General features: G+C 45.4%; 5 protein-coding genes. All 5 read right to left on the bottom strand.

Features of this window, described 5'->3' with window-relative positions:
- Nucleotides 1-2: 2 nt before the first annotated feature.
- From A3844_RS29330 to A3844_RS29350, 5 genes are read right to left on the bottom strand one after another with little or no spacing between them, the layout of a single operon-like run.
- A complete protein-coding gene (locus A3844_RS29330; protein WP_074109321.1) occupies nt 3-2,678 on the bottom strand; it encodes a non-ribosomal peptide synthetase in 2,676 nt (891 codons plus the stop codon).
- Nucleotides 2,679-2,713: 35 nt separating this feature from the next.
- On the bottom strand, nt 2,714-6,682 hold the full coding sequence (locus A3844_RS29335; RefSeq protein WP_074109322.1) for a non-ribosomal peptide synthetase: 3,969 nt from the start codon (nt 6,680-6,682) through the stop codon (nt 2,714-2,716).
- Nucleotides 6,683-6,710: 28 nt separating this feature from the next.
- Nucleotides 6,711-10,001, bottom strand: coding sequence for a non-ribosomal peptide synthetase (locus A3844_RS29340; RefSeq protein WP_074109323.1), 3,291 nt, complete (start codon nt 9,999-10,001; stop codon nt 6,711-6,713).
- Between the two features lie 16 nt (nt 10,002-10,017).
- Entirely contained in the window at nt 10,018-11,190 is a 1,173-nt protein-coding gene (locus A3844_RS29345; protein WP_074083263.1) for a pyridoxal phosphate-dependent aminotransferase, read from the bottom strand.
- A gap of 23 nt (nt 11,191-11,213) precedes the next feature.
- A complete protein-coding gene (locus A3844_RS29350; protein WP_074109324.1) occupies nt 11,214-17,738 on the bottom strand; it encodes a non-ribosomal peptide synthetase in 6,525 nt (2,174 codons plus the stop codon).
- Between the last annotated feature and the right edge of the window lie 16 nt (nt 17,739-17,754).

Genomic DNA, 17,754 nt, shown 5'->3' on the forward strand with positions numbered 1-17,754 from the left:
CATCATTCTAACTGTTGCGCACCCTCTTCTGCGGTAATAACGCCTTCCTTGACTTTTCGAAGCAAACTCAAGATATCTGCCTGACTCGTTTGGAGTTCTAGTTCCGCCTCCTTTATCGGGGCTCCTTGTCGTTCCAGAAAGTCGGCTAATGTAGCAATGGAATGGAATGTGAATAGCTGAGCAACAGTGAGAGAGGCATCAATTCGTTCGACAATTTGAGCATGCACTTTAAGGATGAGAAGCGAGTTCCCCCCGATTTGCAGAAAGCTATCGTTAATGCTCACTCGACTTAAACCGAGTACTTCTTTCCATATTTCTTCAAGCTGCTGCTCCATCTGATTTCGAGGAGGCTCATAATCGGTATCTGGTTCACGCCTGTCCGATATAGCAGCTAGCTCTTTACGGTCGATTTTTCCGCTTTTCATTAGAGGCATTTTTTCGAGCTTCAAAAATAATGAAGGTACCATATACCGCGGAAGTCGCTCGTGTAAGTAAGCATTCAATTCATTCGGAGTCGTTCCTTTGTCCCGAGGGACATAGAAAGCGACCAACATACGTTTCTGTTCATTAAAAATAACAGCTGCTTCCTTCAACTCCGGATTAGCGAGCAACGCGGCTTCAATTTCGCCAATTTCGACCCGGTGGCCATTGACTTTAATCTGGTGATCGATACGACCTTCGAATCGAATCAGAGCATTTATGTCATAGCGCCCAAGATCCCCCGTCTTATACAGCTTGGAGTAACCAATTTCAGGATAGGGATTCTCGACAAAATTCTCTGCTGTCTTGTCCGGATTATACAAATATCCAAGCCCCAAACAGTGTCCTGTTATATAAATCTCCCCCTGTTGTCCAAGAGGAGTAAGGTTGCGATGTTCATCCAGCAGCAAGATTTTAGCATTTGCTATCGGCCTTCCAATTGGAATAGCGCCTTCATGATCATGACTGACTTCAAAATAGATGACGCCTATCGAAGTCTCCGTGGGACCGTACAAATTCGTCATACGTATGTCAGGGAACCGCTTCTGGAATGCCTTTACGGAACGGGACGTCATCTCTTCCCCACCTATTATTAGATGCCGCAAGCTTTTCATATCTTTTGATATATTATCCTTGAACTCCATTTGTTCAACAAGCAAATTAAAAAGAGATGGGACAAAATCCGTAATCGTTATTTTTTGGCTAGATACGATGTCCAGTACATCGGTTAGCGTCATTTGAAACTCCGGCGTCGGCAGAACGGTACGTCCGCCATGGAGAAGTGGCCAGAATAGCTGCCAAACGGCACTATCGTAGATATGCGGCGTCGTCTGTAAAATTGCGTCCTGTTGGCTGCAGCCAAAATGTTCATCCATCCATTGAAAACGATTCGTGATCCCGATATGCGGAATAATCGCCCCTTTGGGCTTGCCTGTAGAACCTGAAGTATAAATAACATAAATTGGATCCTCCGGTGCGGCTGTATGCGCCAATTCCAGCAGCGTCGGGGACAGTTCCGTATAATCCACAACGATCATCTTGTCGGACAGCTCCATGTCTGTGGGCTGTTCTCCGCTTATTAACACGGCGTGAGCATCCAAATCTGCAAGCAATGTACGCAAACGTTCAACAGGACCGGTTCCATCCAGCGGAACGAATGCAGCTCCAGTCTTCATCACCGCTAATAAAGCCAAGGGTAGATTGAGTCCATGACCGATCAGAACAGGAATATACGATCCTCTGCCTATTCCGCGATCATGAAGCTTCCATGCAAGAGCATTTGCTTTCTCATTCAACGCATGGTAGGTTAATGACTCATTGCCATATACAACTGCCGTATTGAATGGCGTCTGCTTAGCCTGTTGTTCAATCCGGCGATAGATCGGATCTGACAGACTGTACGAACGATCGGTTTGATTACGAACCAACAGAAGTTCATGCCTCTCCATGGTTGTAACCATCTCCATTGAGGCAATCGTCTTATTCGCATCCTCCGCGCTTTCCTCTAACAAGCGAAGGTAATGGCCGATCATGGTATTAATGAATTCGGTCGTGTATGCTCCCGCACGATACTTTACCCGCCCAGTTATTCCAACATTAGACTCGTTAACTATGAACGATAACGCCGCAGGCAGTTGTACCAAAGCTGACTCGTCCTGCATGCCTTCCATCATAAAAGCCGTATCTAATACCGATGTCAGTTTCTCCTGATCCAAACCCAGAAACTCGACTATTTTGGCAAATGGAAAGTTGTGGTGGTCTGTCGCTTCCTTCATAACTTCCTTCAGCAATTTCATTAAAGCCGCCAGGTTCAAGCTTTCATCGAATGTTGTTCTAAGCGGCAGCCCAAAGTTTAATGAGTTCAGGGGTAGCGGATGATGAAAAACCGGAGTAAGGATGATTAGATCCTCCATCCTTTTGTACCGGCGGATAAGCACGAAATAGTTGGACAGTAAATACAGAAACAGCTTGACCGGATGAGATGAATACTGCTTTTTTATGAGTTGAAACGTCTGATTCGGCACCTCGAACGCGGATTCCTCATATGAAGAACTTTCCGTAGTGATCGATGGAGGGCTATAATTCCGGATTAGTGACAACGTATGGTCCATTCCGCTCAATTTGTCTCTCCAATATTGTTCCTCCACCCGAAAATCATAGCTATTCAGTATAATATTATGATTCAACGTCGGTTTCACAGAATATGTCGCCTCCTTGTATGTGCAACAACGGTCTATACGTCGAACTCCCAATCCAATGAAGATCTCTGTAAGAATACAATGTCACGATTTAGATGCAATTCGCTTAACTTTGCATACCGATCGTTTAGCACTTGTATTATTAACGCCAAATAATCCTCTGTCATTTGCACAGTGGTTTCTCGTTTGTATCGGTCGCTGTTATAATCCAATCTGAACTTCAGACAACCATCAGAAAGATAAGACTCTAAATGCCAGTCTACTTTAGTCTTCTGAGCCTGAAGCAGATAGCTGCTACAATGCATCCCGCCAATTTCTACGGCCGCTTCTGGGCTTCTATCATCGTGAAATACAAACATGGCATTGAACATACCCGAGTTGCTGGCTGGTTGTTCAGACGGCAACTGCTCAACTGGTAAATCAACCATTTCAAGTGCAGAGATAACCTGCTTTCCCACATCCGCCAAGTAAAAGTTGAAAGCCTTGTTTTCCGGTACGTGATTACGAATCGGAAGTGTATTAATAAACATCCCGATTACATGCTGAAGCTCACTGAATTTGCGAACAGAAACAGGTGCGCCTATCACGATATCTGAATTTCCGCTATACTTATGCAGCAGCAAATAGTAAACGGATAGCAGTGCGACGAACAGTGTCGTACTCTGCCCGGCAACAAGCTCCTCAAGCCTACGTGACCGCTCGGGATCGAGTGTGAAATCGACCGTTGCCGCACGGTATGCCAATTTCTCGGTGCACTGATAATCACAAGGAATAGCAAGCTCGGGAGCAGGAGAACGGAAAAGTTCCGACCAATATGTGAGTTGCTCCTGAAATGCATATGATTGCAATTGCTGATTTTGCCATACGCAATAATCTTTGTGCTGCACAGAAAGGGCAGGCAGATTTTCACCTTGATACAGCCTGGCTAGATCCCCAATCAATATATTCATGGACAATCCGTCCGCAACGATATGATGTATATCGATCAGTAACACATGGCGTTCCTTCGATAGCTCGATTAAACCAACCCTTAATAACGGACATTGAGCAAGATCAAAAGGCCGAATGAATTCTTGAATCGCATCGTCCAATTGATGCTCATCGGCATATAACCGTTCGATCTCAAACGTAGCAGAGGGGGCAATTCGTTGAACGACCTTGTCTTCTTTAAACGCAAACGAAGTTCGGAATGCCTCATGCCGTTCAATCAGCTTCTGAAAAGCACTCTGAAGCCTGTCGCAGTCTAAAGCTCCGTTAATGATACGTACACCGCTAATATGAAAGCTTGTATCCTCGGGATTCAACTGTTGGCGCACGAACATTTTCTCCTGTGCCGGCACAACCGGATAATAGGTATGGTTCGGAGCCTTCTCCAATACCACTCTTCCGCGCTCTCCCTGTTCAACAAGCCGTCCCAGCGCTTCAATAGTCGGATTATGAAACAACTCCCCAACCGTAACGTCAACTCCGAACCGATGGGAGATCTCCAACTGAAGTTGGTTTAGCTTTAAGGAGTGCCCCCCAAGACTGAAGTAATGGTCCTTATTGCCTATCTGGTCCGGTTGCAAACCCAATACTTTGCCCCATATTTCCGTTAATGCCCATTCCGTACGCGTCAATGGTGTCACGGACTTGGCGCCAACCGCAATATCCTTACGCTGTGGTGTGGGCAATGCAAATCGATCCAGCTTACCATTCGTATTAAGCGGAAACGCTGTGAGTTGGACCATATAGCTAGGGACCATGTATTCAGGCAGCTGATCTAATAAATATTGACGAATTTCGTTCCGGCTCAGTTCCTGATCCGATTTCAAATAACAGCATAGGTACTGCTCTCCATTATCGTGCTGGAAGACGGCAACCACAGCTTCGCGGATAGAAGGATAGCTTTCCAATGCACACTCTATCTCTCCTAATTCGATCCGATAACCACGAATTTTTATTTGATCATCCAACCGCCCGAAGTATTCGAGGTACCCTTCTTCATTCACTCCCCCTAGATCTCCGGTCCGATACATGACTTTATAATGCAAGTCGTCATGCAGCTTATCATAAGGATTCGGGACAAATGATTTGCTTGTACGTTCCTTGTCGCCATAATATCCATATCCCACGCCTGGGCCGGCAACACATATTTCTCCTTTGACTCCTATAGGGCACATTTTCAACGCGGAATCAAGAACGTAGATAGCCGTATTCTGAATAGGTCGGCCGATTGGAATGGCGCTTGTATTAGCCTCAGCCGGCTGATAGATAAAGTGATGCGTAATATCGTCGGACACTTCAGTCGGTCCGTATGCATTAATGAGCGGGATCTGATAATGGTTGAACCACCGATTGACAAGCGTAACGGGCAAGGCCTCTCCCGTTACCATCATCCACCGCAGCGCCGGCAGCGCCCGGCTTTCCTGCGCCCTGGTATCCACATAGTTCAATAACTCTCTTAGCAGAGATGGAACCGCCTCCACAATCGTCGTTCCACTTTCCAGCAACGTGCGCAACAACGATTCCACATCCATGACGATATCGATGTCAATAATCCGTACAGATCCACCTACCAACAACACCGCTAAATACTGCCATACTGATATATCGAAACATAGTGAAGCCGTTTGGGCGACGATATCATGGGGATGAAGATGAAGTGCCTCGATCTTCGAGAATATATGGTTTATCATCCCGCGGTGGTGCACCATCGCCCCCTTCGGCTGCCCTGTCGTACCGGAAGTGAAAATTATATATGCTAAATCTGCTCCGCAGCCCGCCAATTCAAGATTAGCCACAGAATAATTCTGAAGCTTAAGATCATCTATCCCAAAACAAAATTTATACTGAAGTGAATCTAAGGCCTCGCATAATAGAAGCTTGTTATCTTCGTCAAATGCGTTGGAAATAACACCTGATATTTCACTTTTCTTCACAATGTAATCAATGCGCTGTAGCGGAAAACCCGGATCGATCGGAACATAAGCTCCGCGCACCTTGAAGATTGCAATAATTGCTGTAAGCGTGTCCGTACTACGGTTCATATAGAGGCCGAGCTTCTCACCAGGCTTAAATCCTTGGTCCAGTAAATATCGGGCCAGTTGATTAGCCCGTTCGTTTAACTCTCGATAGTTCAGCGTCCGCGTTCGGTCTGCAACGGCAATACATTCAGGGCTACGGTGTGCTTGTTGTTCGAATAAGCGGCTATAGGGTTGTTCGCTAGGGAACGGCACTACATTATCATTGAAATTTGTAAGGGAACGAAATTCTTCGTTGGATACTAATTCAATCTCAGAAAGCGACATGTCAGGATTGGTCATCATTTGCGTATAACTGGCGAATACATGCTTACAAAATCGCTTGATCATCGCCATCTGGTACTTTTGGTTATTAAATCTAATATCCACATAAAGTGACTGTCCGTCTTTCCTGAAAGAAAACCTCAGCTCACTCTCAATGAATTGAAAATATGCGGGATCGTGCAGACTTTGGAATAGGCAGGTTGCTTCGAAGAATCGGGTGCACTTCGTGCGCCCCTCTCCATAGATCTGGTCGATTAATGCCAGTACATCGTAATTCTGATGCTTTATTGCTTCGGACAATTGCTGTTGAGTATGAGAAAGCAGCGTCCGCAGCGTGTAAGCATTTGACATCCGCAGGCATATCGGGAGCACCAAATTCAAGTACTCTTTCCCTGCTTCCTGCTTCATCACAGGTATGCCGATATAAATATCGTCATGACCGGTATATTTGTGCAGCACAAATCCAAATCCGGCCATCAGAACCGTGAATAGCCGCTGGTCAGACCCGTTACTTATTTGTAGCATTCGATCACTGACCACAGAAGGAAACTGCAGAGTCATCTCTGCAGCCTCTTCATTAGATAGGGTCTGAGCGGATCGGCGAGTCGGAAAATCTAACGGATGATACGTTCCGGTAAGTTTATTTCCCCAGAATTGTCCGGCATCCCCTAGTTTACCGCTGGCTTGTAAAATATTACGCGATACTAAATTGTTCATTCGATTTCTCTCCTGTCCTCAGAACCTTCTAGAAGACAAATTCTCCAGCATCCCATTCACCATTGGCGAGTGCTACTCCATGATTTAACTGAATACTGCCGATCTCCATTTGTGGTAAGGCGATGATTTGCTCTATAACTGCGATAAAATCATTATTCATTCTGGCAATCGTACGCTCATCGAACAAGCCGGTATTGTACTGCCAACTAAGCAGCAGACCATTCCCCTTATCAATGACTTCCAGTGCCACATCAAGCATCGAATACTGCCGTTTGTATGGATAACTCGTAATCTGTAGGCTGGAGCTCCCCCTTGTCGGTTGCTCAAGCTGGTGAAGTGTAAGCATCGACTCTACAAGCGGGCTTCTTGCGATCTGCCGATCATACTTCACGTGGCGAAGCAGATGGTTAAACGGATATAATCCATGTTCCAAGGACTTACTTACATTCGTTTTTATCTCAGATAGGTAGTCGGTTACGGCCAACTGCTTGTGTGGCTTCATATAAAGTGCAAGTAAATTTGTGAAGGCTCCAATCGATCCATAGAATTCAGAGCGATTACGGTTATCCACATCGCAACCGATGACCAGTTCTTCCTGATTACCGTATTTACTGAGCAGTATTGAATATGCGGTCAGAAGCATCATGTATAAAGTACTTTTATAATCAAGACCAAATTGGCGCACTCTCGCTGACAAACCTTGAGACATTTCGCTTCGAAGCTCAGCGCCTGCGAAGGTCCTCTTCCCCGTTCGTTCGTGATCGGTCGGCAGCTGCAGCAGCGGCGAATGCTGCTTATAGACCTGGAACCAATAGTCTTCTTCCCGTTTCCATGAGGTCGACCGTTCATACTGTCTTAGCCATACGGCGTACTCCTTCGGTTGCATCAAATTATTCGGAAGCTGTGTACCGTCGTACAGGCCTGTGAAATCCCTAAGCAGAATCGTCTTTGATATAGCATCAGAAATAATATGATGCATATCAACAACAAGCAGATGAACGCCTTCTTCCATCTCAATAAGTCCAATCCGGATTAGCGGAGCAATGCTTAAATCAAACGGACGGATAAATGAACGAATCACCTCATCGATCTGCTGATCCTCCAGCTTGACGCTCTCTATCCGCAGCGAAGCATCGCGATGAATTCGCTGACTTACTATACCTTTGATCTTATGGAATGAAGTCCGCAGCCCTTCATGCCGTTTGACAAGCTCTGCGAGCGTATGATTAAGCTTTTGTCTGTCGAGAGGTCCCTCTAATCGGAGCACACCTGGCGAATTGGAGCCCGGCTCATCTCCTTCAATTTCTCTTAATGTGTAGATTTGCTCTTGGAACGGCGTGACTGGGTAATACTCCGCCGGAGCTGACTGCAATATGTCAACTTCATTGTCGCTTTCGGATATGACAGCAATATGTTCTGAAATGGCCCGGATCGTTTGGTGCTCCAACAACGCTTGGACACTCAACTTAACACCTAACTGCCGACCTAACACCGATACGAATTGAATAGCCTTTAATGAATGTCCACCATGCTCTAGAAAGTTGTCATCGATGCCAGGTAAAGATACCTGCAGCACTTCTGCCCAAATGGTTGCAAGCTGTTTCTCCATCTCATTCCGGGGAGAAACATATTGGCTCCCGGCTGTACAAACTTCTCGTGGGTCCGGTAGCGCTTTGCGATCGATCTTACCGTGAGGGGTTAATGGCATCTCCGGAAGTTGAATAAAATAGCTTGGAACCATATAAACCGGCAGCACTTCCTCTAAATAAGCACGCATACTTTCTGTCACAATTTGATTTTCACGACATACATAATAGCAAACTAGATCGGTAACTTCGCCCTCAGATGATGCAGCAATTACTGCTGCTTGACGGACATTCGGGTGCTGCAATATGGCACGCTCTACTTCTTTGAGCTCCACCCGATAGCCGCGGACTTGTACTTGATCATCTTTACGGCCCCAATACTCGAGAATGAAGTTTTTATCCAAACAGCCGATATCGCCAGTACGATATAATCGCTCACCGGTTACAGGATGAGAAGTGAATTCCTTTTGGGTCAGATCAGGCCGGTTCAAATAACCATCCGTAATTCCTGATCCACCGATACAAATCTCTCCCTTAATACCTGGCGGGCAAAGCTCCCCCGACTGGCCTAATACGTAAATGTGTGTATTGGAAATCGGCGCACCGATCGGAATGTTGCTCCGCCTGCTTAATGGGGCATTCATGCACAAATAAACCGAAGCATAAATTGCTGATTCGGTCATACCATAAATATTCGCAATACGCGCTCGTTGGAAAAGTCGGTTCCAGTCTTGTACTAAATCAGCCGAAATCGCCTCACCGCCGTTAAATACCCATCGCAGCCGAGGAAGTGGATTGAGTTCGTTGTGTAACTCGACGTATGATAAGAACAATCTCATCATCGCCGGTACGAATTGAGTTATAGTAATGTTCTCGGTTTGGAGCCACTTGAATAACGACTCGGGACTTTTCCCCTCCTCATCCTTCAAGATGGAGAGCTTCGCCCCTACAATCAGGGGCCAAAATAGTTCCCATACCGAATCGGTAAACGATATCGACGTTTTCTGTGCAATCACGTCTGATTCATCAAGAGGGAACTTGTCGTTTAGCCAGAAAATTGTATTCAAAACTTGTCTATGTGTAATCGTTACACCTTTCGGCTGCCCGGTTGAACCGGATGTATAGATGACGTAGGCCGTATCAGATTCCTTACCGCTTGATGCATACTCCGCAACCGGCTGCTTTAAAATATCAACTTCCGAATAATGATTTAATACCGACATCGTCTGATCAGTCTGATCCAGACATAGGATTGACTCCATACTATCCGGCAGATCGATAGTCCATTTGTCTAAATGAATGGTTTGCGTAATCAATATCTTACAGCCGCTATCCTTTAGCAAAAGCTGAATTCTTTGTCGCGGATAATGCGGGTCTATCGGAACATATCCCATGCCATTTTTGAAAATAGCCAGCGTAGATGCTACAAATTCGGCACCTCTATCGGCCATAACCGCTACCAGGTCCCTTGGAGCACCACCAGCTTGTAGCAGAAGACGGGCTATCTGATTGGACTTCTCCTCCAGATCCTTATACGTCACCGTGTGCTCACCATCAATAACCGCAATACGATTCGGATTCAGTTTAACCTGCTCGACGAATAAATCTGCAATCGTAACCTCGGTCCGATATGCAGTGCGAGTATCATTGAATTTCTCTAATTGTTTCGATTCATAATCGGACTGTAAGTTGAATTCGTTCAGTCCGATATCAAATACTAGCTTATCGTCCATCCTTTATCCATGTCTCCTACCGTTTCGACTTAAAAAATTGTACCATCCGATCGATACCTTCCTCATAGTCAGCTGTTGAGTAAGATAACCGCAGCATACTTGGAAGACCAAAATCTGATCCAGGGACTGTAGCAACATGCGTTGCTTGAAACAGCTCCGTCGCCAGTTCTAGCGAATTTGCAATGTTATGTCGCCCCATAAAGCGCTGGCAATCGATTGTGATATAAAATCCGCCTCGGGATGGCAAGGTTCTTACATCCTCAACATCCCGGAACGCTTCTAGCGTATACTCCCTGCGCATTTTATAGATGCTGACCAGATGTTCCACCTCATGCTGATGATCAAGCGCCGCCATGGCACCGAATTGAACGATCGGGTCTGCCGTCAGTAATGTATGATGCTGAATGACGGTGAGTGGCTGAACAAGTTCATCCGGCACGATCGCATACCCTACACGTTTGCTGTACATACGGTAACCTTTGGAGAAGGCATCCGTTGTCACAAATTGAGATTTGGTATTCTTCAGCTGCATAACGGATTCACACTTATCGTCGAAATATGTGTTGGCATAAATTTCATCGTTAATAATTGTAGCTCGTCCATCAACGATTCGGTCGATCATATTTAGCTCATCCCGAGTAAGTATATTTCCCAGCGGGTTACCTGGCGTGTTAATAACTACAACTTTCGTCTTATCGGTGTAATTTTGCTCAAATGATTCGACATCAAGCGCGAGAGTATCCAGATTAATTTTGTAATGCCGGACTTTTGCTCCGACTAGCAGTGCACTAAAGTGATACAGCGAATAATACGGGAAAGGGAGTAATACCTCGTCGCCTTCTTTCAACAGCAAATAAAACAGATTACGGAACACAGAGCTGGTTCCAACGCTTATTATAAAGTTGTCTGGTTTAATCGTTACATTGTACTTCCGTTCATAATGACCCGCTAATTTTTCTTTCAGCTCAGGTAGTCCACCCGGATAAACAAGCGTATACTTTTCAAACGTCTGAAGAGCCTCCTGCATGGAGCTGATGATATCCGGATGTAGCGGGAGTTCCGACTTTCCCAGTGTCATCCGAATTGCTTTTCCACCCTTACTTTCCAATTCGTTAGCCATTTGATCAAGTACAAACATCAAAAATCTTTCGTCATGGAAATTAATAGATGATCTAATGATCGTTGACATATTTTTATTTCCCCTCAAGTCAATTATTTTGGTACTTCTGCAAGCTTATTTACAATGACCATGAATCGCCGGGCTAGCGATTCAACCATATCCTTTTCTACTCGGATCTGATCATAGCCGAATATGAATTGCATCGAGCCTCCATATACGAAGCAGCTTATAGTTAACGGGCAGCCTGTCATCATTGGTTCGCAATAGTCGGTCAACGTTCCGCTCCATACAGTCGACTGCCGGTCCGGAAGGAATGCTTGTGCTACAAACAATGTTGGCCACGACAAGATGGAATCAGTTTCGAGGCAAGTTGCAGGGTAAGCAGTTAGTGCGGCCGCCTCTTCTAAGGCCTGGCTAGTCCTATCGAGCAGTTGAACAAAAGACGCTGCCCCACGCGTATCAAGAATAAATGGTACATAATTGACGAAATTACCAATTGTCTCTTGGTATCCTTCTTCTGGTCTTCCATTAACAGCGACTCCTGCGGAAACAACAGAACCCTGCGTCATCTGCTGAAGCAGAAGCACGTACGAAGTTAAGAGAACCTTTTCGACGCTGCGCTTCGTATGCTCGACGAACTGCATAAACATAGCAAACCTATCTCCGCTCAGCGAATACATTACAGAGGCGCCAGCCTTGCCGCCAACGCCAAATGGATACTCGAACGCCTTAGTACGTTCAATCCATTTCTTACGCTCACGCTCCAATAAACCATATTTCACCATTCGCTGCTGCTTATATGCGAAAGAGGCGTAAGTATGATTATTAGCAACTTCAGGAGCCCTATCGTTCAACAGTGAAGTGTAAGTAGCTTTCATTTGCTCGATAATAAAATTGATACTGTGCCCGTCGCAAACCGAAGCATGCAAACATCCGATGATACGCTGTCTTCCTATACCGATCCTAACCAGCATGAAACGGACCATCTTGCCTTCCGCCACGTTTAAAGTACTGCTTATTTCAGCTTTCATCAGCTTAGTCAAGTATTCATTACGCTCTTCCTCGTTCATTTTCTGCACATCTACTAACTTAAGATGGTATTCTTCGATGCGATCTGAAGGCCACAGCAGCGGATTGAACCGCAGCAGATGATAAATCGATTTCTCAAGCAATACACCATCAAGCTCTTCAATACAGTCGACACCGAAAACAACGTTCGCAGCAGTTCCCTCCATTTGCTCCTGCATTACCCATCGGGTTTGAATGAAGGACCTCTCTGTTGAATACAAGCTGTCCTGTTCAATGTTTATCACTTGCTGACGTTGGTGTTCATCTGTCCCGTCTGCCAAGAGTAAATAATTGGCTATTGCAGGCCGTACGTAGATACCTTGTACGTCTGCGAAGTCATAAGCAATACCAACTGTGGCAAACCTGTCGATGCATGTGACAATATCTGAAACCGGATGTACGATTTCCGTGATGCCGCTTCCATACTGCGCAAGCATTTGTTTTAATTCGCCGCTTCGGGGTGCGGTCAATTCTATGATTGAGCCCCCATCCTGATGCAGCACAGCCACGAAATGATGGGTCTGCATACATACATATTGATCCGCTAACTTATAGCCGAACTGGTGTAAACAGTGCACCGAACTTTCGATCGATTCCGTTAATAAACGGACCGTCGGGACGGGACCTGCCGTATCGTTCATCTCTGCTGATATTGTGCTTCCTGTCTCAACCAGTTCTACTAAACCTAACCCCTTCATATAAATGAAGATAACCATAGCATTGTCGAACAAGACAGCCGCTTTCTTCTCGCTAACTGCTTCATATTGAGCACCGTGTGTATTCAGTTTATGCAATAAACGATCAATATCCGAAACAGCGAAACAAAGATGGTACGGAATGGATCCACGTTCTTTCAATATTCTGAACACAGGGGACGCCGAATCGACAGGTGCAACCAACTCAAAGAGTATGCCTGGTTCAATCCTACCAATCGAAAGCAATACATTCTGTAGAGGATCATGAAGAACAGGCCCCATACCAATCCCTAGTTCGCCGTACTGACGGTGTGAAGCTTCGATGTCAGCTACCGCAACGCCGATATGGTGCAGCCGCACATGAGGTTCCTGGTGTTCTGCTTGACCCGAGGCTCCTTTCATGATCAATATGTCAGCGAGCCGCTGTCCGGGATCAGTTAGCAGAGCGTCGAGCACCAGCAAGAAGTTGTCTGAGAAAACCTTCATAGTATCCTGTCTGAACAATTGCGTGTCATACTCCAAAACGCACTGGTATGAGCTCGGTGTAGGTGTAACATCGATCTTGAAATCCAGTTTAGATGTACTAGACTCATACGAAATTTGTTTAAGCTGTAACTCTTCCGACATACTCTCAAGTTCTTGCTCACGCTGATTGTGATAGATGAGCATCGTATCAAACAATGGATTTCTACCCGGTTGAATCGCTTTGCCGAAATGCGAAACTATCTCTTCAAGCGGGAAGGTCTGATTGTCATAGGCTTGCCATACCGTCTCTTGTACTTCTTTGAGAAAATCAACATACTTGACCGATCTTTTCGGATAACAGCGGATCGGTAAAAAATTTACGAATACTCCTACTATATTGTTCAGATCCGGATGGTCTCTACCACTAACCAGAGAACCAACGACTAAATCCTCTTGTGTTGTATATTTATGAAGTAATACATAATAAGCTGACAATAAGACTATATTCACCGTACTGCCGCTTTCACTTACAAAATGATTTAGCCGATTGAATAAATCACTCTCAATTGTAAAGAGGTGATGACTACCTTCAAACTTCTTCACTAGCGGCCTTGTATAGTCTGAAGGAAAATGCATGACGGACAGCTTATCCTTGAATTGATTTATCCAGAACGACCGTTGATTGTTCCAGCCTTCTCCATCAGCCTTAGCCCAGAACCAGCATGTGTAATCCTTATACTGCAAGTTAGCTGCCGGCAGCATACTCCCATGATACAACTGAATAAATTCATTCATCAGGAGGTTAAGTGAAGTACCGTCCAACACAATATGATGAGAATCGAACAGCAAATACTGTCCTTCATTTTCTGTGTCAACAAGGGCTACCCGCAGCAGAGGCGCCTGGGACAGATCGAACGGACGAATATAACCCTGTAAGACTTGTTCAATCGTCCTCCCATTCATAACCTCGCTATCAATATCGAACGCAACCTCATTCAGAATGCGTTGATACACTTCTCCATCCTGGAGAAAGAATGAAGTACGAAATACTTCATGACGGTTAATAATTCGTTGAAAAGTATTGAACGCTCTGCTACGATTCAGAGTGCCCGTGATTGACAAGATTCCGGACATGTTATAACTAGTACTCTCTTCTTCTAGATGCCGCAGTATAAATATTTTCTTCTGCGCGGAAGAAGCACGATAATACGGCTGAAGCTCAGCTTTCGGTATTGGAGCTAGTGTCGTTTGGTGTTGTCCGCCTCGTTCTGCAATATAAGCCGCCATTTGACGAATAGTCGGATATCGGGCAACATCTTGCAGGGCAATAACTACCGACAGTTGAATCTGTATTCGCGTGGCAAGTTCTGCAGCCTTCAGGGAATGTCCACCAATGGAATAAAAATGATCATCTATATCAACCTTTTTCACATTAAGAATCCTGCACCAAATACTCGATAATTCAACCTCCAATTGATTATTGAAGTATCCAGTGCGACCGGTTTCCGTGACTACATACTCCAACTGCTGCAGGGCTAACTTATTCAGTTTGCCGCTTGCCGTATACGGTAGCGCATCCATCCTTTTATACAATGATGGAACCATATATTCCGGCAATTGTGACGAGATATAATTTCTCAGGTCATCACGGTCGATCATGCAGTCATCAACATAGCACAAAGCCAGCATTTGATCGTCTCTAACCCGCACGGCTACTACGGCAGCTTCTTTAATAGCCGCATGACTTCTTACTACAGCTTCTATCTCTTCAATTTCAACGCGGTTCCCGCGTATTTTAACTTGAAAGTCTTTGCGCCCGAAGTACTGAAGGCTGCCGTCCTCCAGCCAGCGTGCTAAATCACCCGTACGATAAAGACGGCCGTATACAGTCTCTAGATAGGAGGCTGCCGTTCTGGCTTCATCTCCTATGTAGCCTGCCGTAACCCCCATCCCACCTAAATATATTTCTCCAGTACTGCCTTTCGGCAGCAGCTGCATGTCCTCGTCCAGTATATACACGCTTACGTTATAACTGGGCTTACCTATCGGTATAGGGCCATCATGTACCACTTGCTCCGGTACAAGGTATCCCGAAGCTGAAATACTATTCTCTGTAGGACCGTATAAGTTATACAGCGACGATTGCGGTAGTAGGGTATAATGATGCTTCGCCAAGCTAGCCGTCATCATTTCACCTGTGCAAATCACTCTCTTGACAGAAGAGAGCGCCCCTTCCGGTGCATGCTCCGCATAATCCAGCAGCGCGCGATACATCGTCGGTACTACCAGAATGAAATTAATTTGATGAAGCTGAATCAGATCTATCAGCCTCTTCGGCGATTTATTATCGTTTTCTTGAAGCAGATGAAGTGTTCCGCCGGTTAGCAGCGTACAAAAAATTTCTACAACAGAAGCATCGAACGTTAAGGTTGCGATTTGTAATGTTCTTGTTTCGGTATTGATGCCAACAAATTCATTGTGCCACCACAACGAATTGATCAATTGGGAGTGATTGACTATAACCCCTTTCGGCTTCCCCGTAGATCCGGAGGTGAACATTGCATATGCAGGAGATGTTGACGCAAGGGCAGTCTGTTCGATTGTTAATGCATATTGTCCCTCCCAGTTGCTACAATCCTGTACATTAAGCAACTCTAGTTCCAATTCGCAAGCTAATTCCATGTTCGAGTTATCTGTAATTAATAGCGCCGGTTGAATCCGATCGATAATTTGCTTTATTCTTACGGTCGGTATGAGCGGATCAAGCGGCACATAGAATGAACCACTTTTTAAAATTCCTAGTAGCGTGACAATCATTTCTGTCGAGCGGCCGCATAATACTGCGACCGGCCGATGGTTACCTGTGACCTTCGATGAAATAGCCCGTGCTAATTGGTTCGTTATTTGCTGTAACTGGGAATACGACATCTGCTTATCGCTGTCTATCAGTGCCGTGGCATCTGGAAATTTATCCGCCACTTGATCAAACAACTCATGAACGCATTGGTCAGCCGGAATACTGACAACGTCCATAGGGGCCGAAAGCAATCTCAACTGTTCCTCGACATCAAATATAGGGGTGTTGACGATCTGACTATCCGGCTGAAAGATCATTCCTTTCAGTACATTGCTGTAATGCTTTGCAATCCGTTCCACTACTGCTTCCTGTAATAAAGAGGTATCGTAGTTGAAATGGATTTCCAAACCATCATCATGTTTTATTTCCACTACCAACGCATAGTTAGCCGTCTCAAACGATTGTATTTCCTCAATTTCTATGCCAAGATTCAAACTTCGCAGCGACTTATTGATTGGATAATTCTGAAATAGAAACAAGCTGTATGTAAGCACGCTGTGTACATCGATTCCCGAATACCCCTTCAGCTCTGCAACTGATACGTTAAGATAAGGGGCTCTTTCATGCTGCTCCCTGCTCATTACAGCAAGTAAACTGTCAACCGTACTCGTTGCATCCCATTTTACTCGCTGAGGACAGGTAGAAACGAATAGGCCCACCATCTCTTCTATACCGGCAAGTGGTATGCTTCTACCCGTATGCGCCACCTCGAACAGTACATCCTTCGTTCCACTATATCTGCCTAATACCACGGCCCAGCCTACCTGCAACAATGTGCTCAGCGTCACCTCATAATCTCTGGACAATTGTTCCAGGCCTTCCGTCAACTCTGCATCGAGACAGATACGCAGCGAACGATGGCCTAGAGGGAATCCTTCCTGCCGATGAAACGGAAGCTCTGTCGGTGTGGTAAAGTCTTTAAGATAACTCTTCCAATAGAACGCTGTTTGGGTGTTCGACTTCGTATCCTTTAGGTGGCGCAGATACTGCTTATATTTCATTTTCGGGCGCTGTGCAACTCGTTGTTCTTTTATCAGGCTGCCGTAATTAGTAAATATTTCGTTTAACAACACCCCGGAACTCCATCCATCCATGATAATATGATGGAACGACCACACGAGAACATACTGATCTCGCCCCATCCTGATCGTGCGAATTCGCATCGTGTCGCCAGACTCCAGCTGAAAATGTTCCTTTTGATCCTTCTTCAGTAGTTGGTTCAATCGTTCCCGCTGATTGTCCTCCCGACATGCCGACCAATCATAATACGGAATACACATAGCTTTGTATTTCATAATAATCTGAACCGGAGATTGAATATTCTCCCAACGGAACACGGCACGCAGCATTTCGTTAGTATCAACGACCATATCTACTGCCTTGTTAAAGCAGATGGGATCAAGTTCCCCACGAAGATAGAGAATATGCTGTCCATGGTATTTCGTCGAAGCAGGCTCTAGGCGATAATGATACAGCATGCTCTCTTGGGTCGGACTTAACGGGAGTATATCAGCTACATCCGCCTTTTTCATAGATTCACTCCCAATC

It is taken from the genome of Paenibacillus helianthi (genome assembly GCF_001909055.1).
Lineage (GTDB): Bacteria > Bacillota > Bacilli > Paenibacillales > Paenibacillaceae > Paenibacillus_AQ > Paenibacillus_AQ helianthi.